Annotated in this window: 10 protein-coding genes; all 10 read left to right on the top strand. The window is 36.2% G+C overall.

Translation table 11 applies throughout. The features are described from left to right. Positions 1–93: 93 nt before the first annotated feature. The 10 genes from MM213_RS14270 to MM213_RS14225 all read left to right on the top strand — a co-directional run bounded on the left by MM213_RS14270 (position 94) and on the right by MM213_RS14225 (position 12,992). On the top strand, positions 94–1,092 hold the full coding sequence (locus tag MM213_RS14270) for a LuxR C-terminal-related transcriptional regulator (protein ID WP_241413295.1): 999 nt from the start codon (positions 94–96) through the stop codon (positions 1,090–1,092). A gap of 210 nt (positions 1,093–1,302) precedes the next feature. Beyond that, entirely contained in the window at positions 1,303–1,779 is a 477-nt protein-coding gene (locus MM213_RS14265; RefSeq protein ID WP_241413292.1) for a hypothetical protein, read from the top strand. Between the two features lie 91 nt (positions 1,780–1,870). After that, a complete protein-coding gene (locus tag MM213_RS14260) occupies positions 1,871–2,944 on the top strand; it encodes a hypothetical protein (protein WP_241413290.1) in 1,074 nt (357 codons plus the stop codon). An 80-nt stretch (positions 2,945–3,024) separates the two neighbouring features. Then, positions 3,025–3,699 carry a hypothetical protein gene (locus MM213_RS14255; protein ID WP_241413283.1) on the top strand — a complete coding sequence of 225 codons (675 nt, stop codon included), beginning with the start codon at positions 3,025–3,027 and terminating at the stop codon, positions 3,697–3,699. A gap of 124 nt (positions 3,700–3,823) precedes the next feature. Beyond that, positions 3,824–4,306, top strand: coding sequence for a CsgE family curli-type amyloid fiber assembly protein (locus MM213_RS14250; protein ID WP_241413281.1), 483 nt, complete (start codon positions 3,824–3,826; stop codon positions 4,304–4,306). Positions 4,307–4,319: 13 nt separating this feature from the next. Further along, positions 4,320–4,745 carry a curli production assembly/transport component CsgF gene (locus tag MM213_RS14245; RefSeq protein WP_241413279.1) on the top strand — a complete coding sequence of 142 codons (426 nt, stop codon included), beginning with the start codon at positions 4,320–4,322 and terminating at the stop codon, positions 4,743–4,745. 17 nt (positions 4,746–4,762) lie between these two features. Further along, on the top strand, positions 4,763–6,151 hold the full coding sequence (locus MM213_RS14240; protein ID WP_241413277.1) for a CsgG/HfaB family protein: 1,389 nt from the start codon (positions 4,763–4,765) through the stop codon (positions 6,149–6,151). Beyond that, positions 6,151–6,789, top strand: a complete 639-nt coding sequence (locus MM213_RS14235; RefSeq protein WP_241413275.1) for a carboxypeptidase-like regulatory domain-containing protein — start codon at positions 6,151–6,153, stop codon at positions 6,787–6,789. Before MM213_RS14240 ends, MM213_RS14235 begins: the two co-directional genes overlap by 1 nt. A gap of 130 nt (positions 6,790–6,919) precedes the next feature. Further along, positions 6,920–10,141, top strand: a complete 3,222-nt coding sequence (locus tag MM213_RS14230) for a UvrD-helicase domain-containing protein (protein ID WP_241413273.1) — start codon at positions 6,920–6,922, stop codon at positions 10,139–10,141. Continuing rightward, the gene (locus tag MM213_RS14225) at positions 10,134–12,992 is read left to right on the top strand and encodes a PD-(D/E)XK nuclease family protein (RefSeq protein WP_241413271.1); all 2,859 of its coding nucleotides are present in this window, start codon (positions 10,134–10,136) and stop codon (positions 12,990–12,992) included. Before MM213_RS14230 ends, MM213_RS14225 begins: the two co-directional genes overlap by 8 nt. The last annotated feature ends 33 nt before the right edge of the window (positions 12,993–13,025 follow it).

The following is a 13,025-nucleotide window of genomic DNA, read 5'->3' as shown; positions in this document are numbered from 1 at the left end:
TTTTTTGTCATTCACATCAGTGATTTGCACCTTGTCACAAAATACAGTATTTTACATATAAAAAATTGCTTTTTAAGTATATAAAATAGTATATTGAACCATCAAATTTATGATGGTGTATATATGAATCAGTTTAGGACTTCCGTTTTACTTATAGGTCTACACAAAGATCATATTTCTATTTTGACAGATTATTTCGAAACCAAGAGCTACAGAGTTTTATCTACATCCGACGAGAATGCCGCAGTAAATCTAATTAGTCAAGAAATCGTCCATTTAATAATATGTAATCAGGATTTTTGCAATGGTAATTCTTGTGAATTTTTCATGAAACTAAGACCCAGTCTTATAGAGAAAAACCTACCATTCTTTTTTTTAGTAAATGAATTTAATAAAGATGACATGCTAATTGCACTTGAAATAGGTGTCAGCAACTTTATTTTCACTCCCTTTAATTTTGATTCGATATCAAGAAAAGTAGATAATGAATTTGCAAAAAGATCTACACTTAATTTTAGTTTGAATTCAGATTTCGATGCTTATTTTAATGAAAATACAATTCCTTTATTATTTGTCCATAAAGATAAGGTTACATTAATGAACCAGTTGTTTGTGGACTTGGTAGGGGAGAAATCAAAGCATTTTTATAATAAGGCTATATTTGAAGTTTTTGACTTGAATAACACTGAAAATAGCTCTCTAAGATTTAAAAGATTTGAATCGTCCTTAACAAAGTTTTGTAACCTGAAAGCAATAAAAGTAAAAACGGATAGTAATCTATTTTTTGATTTGTTTATGCTAAGGGATGATAGTAAAGATTACATCATACAAGCTACACTTTCAGGTGATTATCTCAACAATGACAATGGGATTCTAAACTCAAAGAGTTCCTACATAGATCAATCCAAATTAATGCATTCAAATCTCACCAAAAGAGAGAGACAAGTGCTTAAACTTTCGGCTTCAGGATTGCCTATCAAAATCATTGCTCAAGAATTAAAACTTTCAGCTAGAACCATCGAAAAGCACAGATCAAATATAATGGAAAAAGTAGGGGCTAAGAATATGATTGAGGCAATTAGGAATCTATGACTTAATTTTTTGCTTCTAATAGGAAGATTTTATCCTCATTTTTTTAAATTTTTCTCACTTTATACAAGATAGCTAATTTTAAGATAAAACCTGACTCTATTTTAGTACAAATTTACGTGATTACACGTAATATTTTTAATTTGAGTATGCGGAAAATACGTATTTTTTGATCGGTATTAATTACCTAGATTTGTTCAAATGATTTTCGAAATGCAAAAAATATATTTCAAAAAGCAAATAAAAGTATTCATAGTGATAAAGTCTTTAGTGTTTATGATGATAGTTTTTAATACGGGGATATCAGGCAAGCTTTATTCACAAGAAATGAATTCAGAGGAAGTTAAAGCTCATATGGATAGCGTAAGAGCAAAGCATTTGGAAAGGGTACAATTGCTAAGAAAAGAGATGTTAGATAAACATTATTCTCAAAAACATTTAGTTCAGTCTACAAATAACTCAGAAAATACATTGGTAATCAATGGCAAGCTGTACACATCGAAAGATTCTATTGAGATAGCTTCACAAGATGGGCTTCATGTTAAATCATATGGGAAAGGTAATAATGTAATAGTAAATACTAACGAAATAGAGAGTTCGGTCATTGTAAATCAAACAGGCAATGGAAATAAAGCAACAGTAAGTCAAAATAACAATAAACCTAAAACAACTAAAAAAGAAAACCTATGATTCAAGCATTATAAAATGAATCTATTTTACCACCTAAATTTAAATTAAAACACAAAACCAAATCTTTTACCAAAAAAAAAAACACAAAATCATGAAAAAAACAACATTAATTTTCGCATCGCTATTTGCTGCGTCATTTGCAATGGCTCAAGCCCCAGTAAACACATCCACAGTGACGCAAGTAGGCCAAACTAATGAGGCAACTGTTGGACAAACTGGAACAGTTGGAAATAATTCTGAAATTTTTCAGGCTGCTAGGAACAATGAAGCTACTGTTAGTCAGGTGACCACAGGTGCTAACGATCCTAACAGAACAAACTCTATAATTTCTCAAACAGGTAGAACTAACGAAGCTACTGTTTCTCAAATTAATGGTGGAGGCACAGAAGCTTGGAGAGGTTTGTTAAATGCAGGGATCGATCAATCAGGTAATGATAATGAAGCTATTCAGACTCAAGGTGGACACCCACAAATGGGAGTTTCTAACGCTTTCATTACTCAATCTGGTAATAATAACTATGGTGAGCAGTATCAAGTAAAGTATGGCAACAATGCTAATCTAGTACAAAGTGGAAATGGAAACTTCGGTGTTCAATTCCAAGACAAATTCTTGCCAGAAGATTATGAAGGAAGTAACAATACTGCTTCAATGGTTCAATCAGGTAGCAATAACTATGGTCAGCAGTATCAAGATGGTTGGTCTAACAAAGGTTATGTTACGCAATCAGGTAACAACAACAGCGCTATTCAAAGACAAGGTGTAGCTGCATGGGTTAGTACTGCAGAAATCATTCAGGCTGGAAATGGAAATGAAGCAAGACAAGACCAAGTTGGTAATTTGAACAACGGTTTTATTTTACAAACTAGCAATGGTAACTTAGCTACTCAGGATCAGTTCTCTGGTGCTAGAAGAACAGGTGCTAACTATGCAGATCTAAACTTCGGTTCTATCGTACAAGAAGGTGGATCAGGAAACATTGCTTCTCAAGTACAGACTACTCCAGGTGGTGATATAGTTGCAAACTATGCTACAATCTTCCAAAGTGGAGCAGGAAATACTGCTAATCAAATGCAAACGGGAGGTTTCAACTCTTCAGTGATTTCTCAAACTGGAAGCGGTCACATAGCTAATGTGACTCAAACTTTCACAGGTGGAGCTAACTAATAAAAAATAATTTCAAACATACTTCCAATCTATTGGAAGTATGTTTTTTTTTAACGTATATTAATAAAAAATTACCCAAAATGAACTTTAAAAACTACATATTATTGTCCATAGCCTTTTCCTTACCAATACTTTTGTATGGGCAAGAAGTAGTAGAAGTCAATTTGTCTGGAGAGCTCAAGGAGCTTTTGAATTCTCAAAACTTAAATATTGAAAATGAAAGTAATGTTTCGGTAATTAAACAAGTAGGGAATCAAAACGAGTCAAGAATAATTCAAGATCTAAACTCAAATCAATCTAATATTTCTGGAATTAATCAAAATGGATCTTTAAACTATGGTTATGTCGAACAAACAGGATATAGTTTGAGGTCTTTTATTAATCAATCAGGAAATAGAAACCAATCGAATCTTTGGTCTAAAGGTGATCAAATATCTATCTCCGTAGATCAACAAGGAGACAAGAATGTAGTAAACACATATATAGAGAACGCAGGTATTATGTCAAGAACTGCATTACTTTCTCAATTGGGCTCTGAGAATATTATAGAGTTAGTTTTGGTTGGTAATAATATATCAACAACTCTAGGGTCTCAGCCTATAAATATTTCACAGTTTGGCAATCAAAACAATGTCACTGCAGTAATGGAAAATTTTGGTAGCCCAATAGAAATCACACAAACCCCCGGAGCTGGTGGCCAAGGGATGTCTGTTAATGTCTCAAATTCAGCATTTAGTTTTCCAGGGAGGCGCTAGTATAAATTTTACTGAAACTTTGTGGTTTTAAATTATGCTAAAACATCTAATCATATTTATATTATTTTTTTTTGTGAGATTAACCCCTAGTTTTTCTCAAACTATACCTATTGATTCTGTAAGGATGGATAGTGTAAATATTGAGTTTAAGTATTCTGAAATAGATACCACTAAAGTGACAAAAGAAGCTCCAGACTCAGTTAAAAAACTTCTTGAAGATATTGTTAACGATGAATTGACCAAATCACAAGTTTCCAAAAAGAAATCAGGATTTGATTTGGAAATTGATGGATTGGTCATTGATGATACCAAAACCAAAAGTGGTAGAGATTTTTTTGATTTTTTTTTCCGTGACTGGGAGGCACCAGCAAATGCCAAAAATTTTATAATTTACGTATCCGAAAAGCCATTTAGGTTAAATTCAACCTTAATTGAAATACAAATCAATGAGACGCTTGTATATCAATCCTTCTTACAACCTAGGCTTGATGTGATTGAAGCAATGGCTTTAGAATCTATAGGAACGACACAGATGTATCTAGCAAATTATGAAGCGTTGATGTTAGAATTAGGAGGCTCTGATGTAAGGGGAACAGGGATTTATTAAAACTAAAAACAATATGAAAAAGATATTATTATTAAGCATTACATTGTTCTTATTAGGATCTATTGATGGAATTTCGCAACAATTAGTTTATCAACCTAAGAACCCTGTATTTGGAGGAAATAATTTCAATTATCAGTGGATGCTTGCATCCGCGCAATCACAGGATACAACTAAGGATCCCGATGCTGTCGGTAGCAACCAATTTGGTTTCAATAGAAGTCCACTTGATGATTTTGCAGAAAGTTTGAACAGGCAGATCTTGAGTAGGTTGTCTAGGGAATTGGTCACAAGGCAGTTTGGAGAAAGTGCTTTAGAAAATGGTACTTATACTCTTGGAGATTACCAAATTGAAATTGGTCAAGGAGGTTCTGGAGTAAGTGTTACAATCGTTGATACCAAAACAGGAGCGACAACAGTTGTTGAGGTACCTTTTAATTAAGGGTAAAAATAGTTTAGATGAGAATAAGAATAAGATCAGTATTAACAAAGCTGACATTAAGTACTACAATTTTCGCATTTAGTTGTTCCCCATTTTATTATCAACCCTTTGGGAATAGAGATGCAAGGCTTGGCCCTGAGACCAATATGAAATCTGAGCTATTGGAACTTCCTAAGCCTACAGAACCAATTGTTGCTGCGGTATATAAGTTTCGTGACCAAACAGGACAGTACAAAGAATCAAACGTCGGAGCCAGTTGGTCTACAGCTGTCACGCAAGGCGCTACTAATATTTTGATCCGTGCGCTCGAAGAATCTGGCTGGTTTATCCCAATTGAAAGAGAAAATATCAGTAACCTTATCAATGAAAGAAAAATCATAAGTGCCAGTAGGGCACAATATGAGCAAAACCCAAATGTAGTACTTCCCCCCTTACTTTTTGCAGGGATACTTCTGGAAGGCGGAGTGGTATCTTACGAGTCAAATGTATATACCGGTGGAGCAGGTGTGAGATACTTCGGTGCTGATGCTTCAGCTCAATATCGTGAAGATAGAGTTAGTATATATTTAAGGGCAATTTCGACTAGTAATGGCAAAATCCTAAAGTCTGTATATACGACCAAGTCTGTATTATCTCAGGAAGTGACCTCAGGCTTCTTTAGATTTGTTAAATTTAAACGACTACTAGAGGCAGAAACAGGATATACGTATAACGAACCTCGAGAAATGGCAATCAATGAGGCAGTAGAAAAAGCTGTACATAGCATGATCGTGGAAGGAATGTTGGAGAATTTGTGGACCTCTTCTGATTCACTTGGACTTGAGCATCCAGTGGTGAAAGAATATGTCTTGGAAAAACAAAATAATACACAGATAGATTACATTGGCAGATTAAATAACACCAACGACAGGACTTCTTTTTATATATCAGCGTCAGGTACAGGGCAAACTTATGTTGGGGATTATCCCACAGTTGGCCTGAGGTCGGGAGTTTCTTCAAATATTGGTATTGGAATATCTCCTACTATTTATGTGGATTTTGGTTTTGGTTCCCAACAGTTACGTGTGAAAGAAGTATTTCAGAAAAGTGAATTGTATGGAAATCTAGGGTTGGTTTATATTGCAAATCCGACAGGTAAACTGTCTCCTTTTGTAAAAATAGGAGGTGGTACTTATATGAATTGGGAGGATCAAGTAGGGTTGTCAGGACAGAAGTTTTTGCCATTCATCAATTATGAACTTGGCTTGGAATATATCATTTCACCCAATGTAGCATTAGTTGGGAAAGGTTTTATCAATCAATTGTTGAATGATAAATTTGATGGTGTGGAAGCTGGCTCTTTTAATGACAATATAGTAGGTGCTTCACTAGGGATAAAGTTTTACATTGGAAAAAAAATACAGTAATGACTAAGTATAATAGTTTAATAGCATTCATTGTTCTATTCACATGTATTTCTTGTGAGAATGAACAATTTGGTATAGATAAGTTTGGTTCTATATCTGGAACTGTCGTTGATGGGGAGACATATTTACCTCTATCTGGAGTGATGATTTCTACTTCACCTTCTAGTACCACGATGATTACCGACTCTACAGGTAATTACTCTTTTCAAAAAATTAAAGAGGGGGATGTTGTAATTACTGCTAGAAAAAATGAATACCTAACGCAAAGTATTAACATTGCCGTTTTTTCTGAAGAAAATACTATCTCTACTTTTTTCCTACTCAAGGATGAAAGAAATATAGGTAATGTTCTAATATTTGATCCTGTGCCAGGGAATGGATCGGTCAATCAACCTTTATCACAAACTTTTACTTGGGCTGTAGAACAACAAAATAGAAATATTGAACTGACATACAATGTTTTCCTATTTGAGTCTAATTCATCTTCCCAGATAACAGCAGGGGATAATTTGAGTCAAAGATCAGTAGTGGTGTCAAATTTAAAACCAAACACAACTTATTTCTGGTATGTAGTAGCAAGAGCTGATGGGAGAAATGTTGGGAATAGTCCAACTTGGTCATTTAGAACTGAGCTATAAAATCTAATTAGTATTGCTTCGTAAACTCTTCATATTTTAGAATATGAAGAGTTTTTTTTGTGACAATTTTTGTCAATCTGTTTTTTATCGCTTCAAATTCTCTTTGTTTTGCCTAACTTGATTTTCGATTATGGAACGCAAACCTTTTATCATTTACAAATCCTCCGCTGGCTCCGGTAAGACTTACACACTTACCATGGAATACCTCAAGCTGGCACTCAAATATCCCGATAATTTCAGATCTATTTTGGCGGTGACTTTTACAAACAAAGCCACGCAAGAAATGAAGGAAAGGATTATCAAAGAACTCAAGCGACTCAAAGAAGAGGTGAAGCCGCAGGAAAAAATGGATTCTGAAATCATGCTAGCTCTTGGACTTTCTGCTGAGCAATTGAAACTACGGGCAGCACAAACCTTGACGGCAATTTTGCATGACTACAGCAGGTTTTCTGTAAGTACGATTGATAGCTTTTTCCAGAAAGTAGTGCGAGCATTTGCCAGAGAAATGGATCTCAATGCAAAATTTGAGGTCGAACTTGATCAAGATGCAGTCTTGGATAGGGTAGTGGACAAAGTAATGCTACAAGTGATGGAGGATGAGTTTCTCCACAAATGGCTCGTGGATTATGCAGTAGAACAGATTCAAAATGGAAAGTCTTGGGATGTAAGAAAAAATATCAAAGAGCTTGGGAGGCAGATTTTTCAGGAAGATTTCAAGAAATATGCGCCAGAGATCAGGGAGTTTTTGAAAGACAAAAAGAACATTGCCGAACTTCAGAAATTCATTAACCTTAGAAAAAAAGAAATCATTGATATTGCCCTTGTACTGAAAAACCAAGCCAATCAGATCAGAATTGGCAATGGTTTGGAATGGGTAGAGTTTGCAGGATCTTCTAGGTCTTTTGCACTGAAGTTTGACCAACTGGGAGATAAAAATAGCCCTATTCCAAGTTTGACTGATAATCAGAGCCTATTGGTACATGACGAAGCTGGTTGGTTTGCCAAAACCAGCAAAAGGAAGGATGCCATTATTTCAGCCTTCCACCAAGGGTTGGGTCAGATTTTAGCGCAATTTATTCCTCTTGAAGTCAAATGGAATACTTTGGAAGCGATTGGGAAGAATGTTTATGTTTTTGGGATTTTCAGAAATATGATCGAAGAACTTATCCTTCTAAAAGATGAAGAAAACATGTTGCTGATTTCTGATGCCAATGAATTCCTAAAGGAAATCACAAGGGAAAATGAAGCCCCATTTATTTATGAAAAAGTAGGCAATCAGTTTAAGCATTACTTGATAGATGAATTTCAAGATACATCTGGTTTTCAGTGGGCGAGTTTCAAGCCACTTTTGGAAAATTCACTTGCACAAGGTCAGACTAATTTACTGGTGGGAGATGTCAAGCAGTCGATTTATCGCTGGAGAGGAGGGGAGATGAAGTTGCTCTTGCAGCAAGTAGAGGATGAAATCGGTATGCAAAATATCGATAATCAAGTCCTGGATACTAATTTCAGAAGCCTTCCAAATATCATCAGTTTCAACAATGCCTTGTTTAAGAAAATGCCCAAAGCTTTTGAAGAAACAGTCAGTTCCAGGTATGGAGCTGAAGATGTATCCATAATATCAAAGGCTTATCAGGACGTTTTTCAAAATGTTTCCCAGAGAAAAGCTACTTCTGATTTCAAGGGAAAAGTTCAGATTTCTTTCTTGGAAGAAGATCAAGAACTTGAAGAAGATGGCAAATTTGATGCATTAGCATTGGCCAAACTCCCAGAAATGGTCATGGGATTGCAAGACAAGGGATATGATTTGCAAGACATAGCTTTCTTGGTCAGGAGAAAAGCTGAAGGGGAAGCGATTGCCGATACATTGATGCAATATGGTGCAGAGAATGAAAACCCAGATTACAGCTTTGATGTTTTGTCAGATGAAAGTATGTTTCTGTTCAAATCTGCCTCAGTAAAAGCACTCGAAGCAGGATTGAAGTATTTACATCAACCTAATGACCAAGTACAATTCAAAACCATGTGGTATTACCGCTCCATCTTGGTGGATGCGAAGATAGACCATGAGCTATTTGCTTTGGATAGAGTTCCGCTAGCACTTCAGGAAAAAGTAGCAGAGTTTGGAAAAAAGGAAGTTTTACTCCTGCAGTTGCCATTAATGGAAGCGCTCGAAGAGTTGATTGCCATTCTTGATCTACAGGAAATTGGACAAGAAAAAGCCTATATATCGGGATTCAAAGAAGCGATATATGACTTCACTTCCAACAATAGAGCTGATTTGTCTGGCTTTTTGGAATGGTGGGAAGAAAATAGATCTAAGCGTACGGTAAAAATTCCAGAAGGACACAATGCAATGCGGATTCTGACGATCCACAAATCCAAAGGTTTGCAGTTTAAGGTAGTCATCATGCCATTTTTGAAGTGGGACATTTTTGACCTCAAAAAATCAAATGTTGTTTGGTCACCTTTTGAAGACACAGAAAAGGGTGTTTCAGCTATCATCCCTTTGACATTGAATGGTACATTGGCTAAGTCGGACTTTCATGAAACCTACTCTGAAGAAGCTATTTTAGCCTATTTGGACAGTTTAAATATGATTTATGTAGCATTGACCCGAGCAGAAGAGGTTTTTATAGGGATCGCACCGTTTACGAAAAAAATCAACAGTTTGAATAATGTTCAAGTTCAGCTACAGCAATTGTTGTCATCATCAATTGACGAAGACGGAGAATTAAGTCTGTCTGAGCATTTTGATAATGAAAGTAAAGTTTTTGAGATGGGAAATTGGCCTGTTGCAACACAAAAGGAAAATAAAGAGGTCAAAACACCAGATCTGAGATGGGCCTATCAGAATTGGACGCAATTGCTTCAAGTGAAAAAATATGCCGTTGATTTTTCCCTTGAAGGATTAGAGCAACGCAAAAAGCGGAATTTTGGCCTGATGGTACATGAAATATTAGAGATTTCAAAAAGCAAAGATGAAGCATTGGTTAATCTATCCGCATTTTATTTTGATGGAAGATTGACAGAAGAGGAAAAAAAGGAGGTCGAACTGCAATTGGAAGGCTTGTTCTCCAAGAGCCTTTTTGCTTCTTGGTTTGATACTGAAGGCTTATTGCTTGCAGAGCAAGGGATTTTACTTCCTGGAGGGAGGCAAAAAAGACCTGATAGGATTATCGTAGGGGAAAATCATTGCATGGTGGTAGATTTTAAAACTGGAGAAGCTTACAAAAAGCACCAAACACAAGTTAGAGAATATATGGAGTTAGTGAATAAGTTGAGTGGTAAGCCTGCGAAAGGGTATCTATGCTATTTGGAAACTGGAGAAATAGAGGAAGTTTATGCATAGTTTTTTAAGAAATACAGCCGCACAGATTCTTGAAGAGCATGCTAACCTTCAAGATTTGGTCATTATTCTGCCGAATAGAAGGGCAGGTCTATTCTTCACCCAGCATCTTGGAAATCTAATTCAAGAAGCTACTTGGATGCCGGAGATTAAGACGATTGAAGATATATTTTATCAATACGCAGGTCAGAGACCTGCTGATGATTTGACATTGATTTTTGAATTGTATAAAGTTTATCAGACTGTTCATTCAGAACCTGAGCCTTTTGACAAGTTTTATTTTTGGGGAGAAATGATGCTGAAGGATTTCAATGATGTAGATCAGTTTATGGCAGAAGCAAAGAAACTTTACCATCATCTTTCGGAAATCAAAGAAATTGAATCAGATTTAAGTTTCTTGACTGAAAGTCAAATTGAATTGATCAAACAGTTTTGGTCGTCCTTTCATCAGCAGGAGAGAAGTCATCAGGAAAAATTCCTTAAGTTTTGGCAGCTTTTGAATCCTATATATGAAGCATTTCAGGCATCTTTGGAAGTTTCTGGTATGGCTTATTCAGGAAAACTCTATAGAAAAGTTGCTGAAAGTTTAGATAAAATCCCTCAGCCCGATAAAAAATACATTTTTATTGGATTCAATGCTTTCACAGCTACGGAGGAGAAACTTATCAAGCATTTTATTACATCCTTTGGAGCAGAGATCTTTTGGGATGTTGACGCCTATTACCTCAACGATGTCAACCAAGAGGCGGGCTTGTTTTTTAGAGATTATCAGAAAGATTTGGTTTTTGGTCCAACTTTCCCAGAAACAATTTCAGAGACAATTCAGTCGAGAAAGGCAAATATCCAGATTTATGCAACTCCACTAAAAACAAACCAAGCAAACTTGGTAGGCTCGATTTTGGAAAAAGTATCGGGTCAGGAGTCATGGGAAGAGACTGTAGTGATTCTTCCTGATGAACAAATGCTTTTTCCGATTTTGCATACTTTGCCTACAAATATTGACAAAGTCAATGTCACAATGGGCTATCCTGTAAAAAATGCTCCTGTATATGCATTTTTGGAGGCAATTTTGGAAATGCAGCGCTTTACCAAGTTGGAAGATGGGAAGATCCTATTTTACCACAAGCCTGTCAAGGACTTGCTCTCGTCTATCTATCTAAAATCAGCGAATCCTTTACATACTGCCCTTTTGCTCAAAGATATTCAAGAAAAAAATCAAATATACATCAGCCAAGAAGACCTGCATGGAGGAGGTGGATTTTTCAAACTCATTTTCCAAAAACTGAGTTCTGATCAGCTTTTTGCTTACGTTTCGACTTTGATAGAAGAATTGGCCAATAGTCTGGAAGATGAACCTTTGCAAAGATCTTATTTGTATCAGTGCTTTAAACAATTGAATAGGCTGAGAGCCATTTTTGAACATGAAAACTCCATCCAAGTCGAGCTTGAGTTTTTTATCCGACTCTTCAGACAGGTATTTCGCGAAGTTAAGTTGCCTTTCGAAGGTGAGCCACTTCAGGGCTTACAGTTGATGGGGGTTTTGGAATCCAGAAACTTAGATTTTAAGCGAGTGATCATCTGTAATATGAATGAGGATAGTTTCCCTCCATCTGCGGGCTTGAACTCGATGATTCCTTTCAATATCCGCAGGGCTTTTGGTCTGCCTGTTCAAGAGCAGAATGACGCCATATATGCCTATACTTTTTACAGATTGCTGCACAGCGCAGAAGAAGTGCATATGATCTATACCACAGCCTCGGATCAGGGAAAAGCAGGGGAAAAGAGTCGGTATATCCAACAAATGATGGTCGAAATGGGATTATCCATTGAAGAAGAAGTTTTCTATGTTCCCATAGATCTCAAAAATACTGAAGCGATCAATATTGAAAAAAATGAAGATGTTCTGAAGCTTTTGGACAGGTATGTCATTCAGCCTGACGGAAAATCCGTGACTTCCTTTTCCCCTTCGGCACTGAGTGTTTATTTGGATTGTAGGTTGAAGTTTTACCTTCAATATCTGGCAGGTATCCAAGAAAAGGATGAAGTGAAAGAGGAGATAGATGCCATGGTTTTTGGGAATTTGGCACATTTTAGCATGGAGTTTCTTTATAAGGGATTTCAGGAAAGAAAAAACCGTGATATACTGGAAAAGGAAGATTTCAAAGAGTTGAAGGAAAAGTGGATATTTCCAGCCATTGAATTGGGGGTAAGGAAATTTTATCACCTTGAAGAGAATGCAGACACCAAGCTAAGTGGTCAAATGGCAATTGTAAGGGATGTTTTACAAAAATATTTGTCCAGACTCTTGGAGATAGACGAAGCATCAGCTCCTATCAGGATTGTTTCCATGGAAGCCTCCCACAAAGCCAAATTTGAGATCGATGGCTCATATGGTTCTATGTCTATATCCCTCAAGGGATTGATAGATAGAGTTGATGAGAATAATGGGGTTATCAGATTAATTGACTATAAGTCAGGTGCTGATAAAAAGGATTTTAGAAGTATAGAAAGCCTTTTCGATAGGGATGACAAAAACAGAAACAAAGCTGCAATGCAAACTTTGTACTATGGATTGCTCTTTCAGGCAGTTCATCCAGAGAATACTTTATCCTTGAAACCTGCAATTTTCAATTTCAAGGAGATTTTTCAGGAGGATTTCAATCCTTACTTGCAAGAGAAGGAGCCAAGAAAAGCAGGAATTGAGGTAAATGATTATCGTGATTATAAAGCTGCGTATGAAGATGGTTTGAGAACCTTGCTGGAAGAGTTATATAACCCAGAGATTCCTTTTTCACAGACGGACAACCTTGATAAATGTAAATACTGCCCATATATTGGGATTTGTGGCCGTTAAAAATATCTGGGTGTAGTTTGGAACTACACCCAG

Origin of the sequence: Belliella alkalica, from assembly GCF_022549785.1 — a bacterium.
Taxonomy (GTDB): Bacteria; Bacteroidota; Bacteroidia; order Cytophagales; family Cyclobacteriaceae; genus Belliella; species Belliella alkalica.
This window is presented reverse-complemented; position numbering and strand designations above follow the sequence as displayed.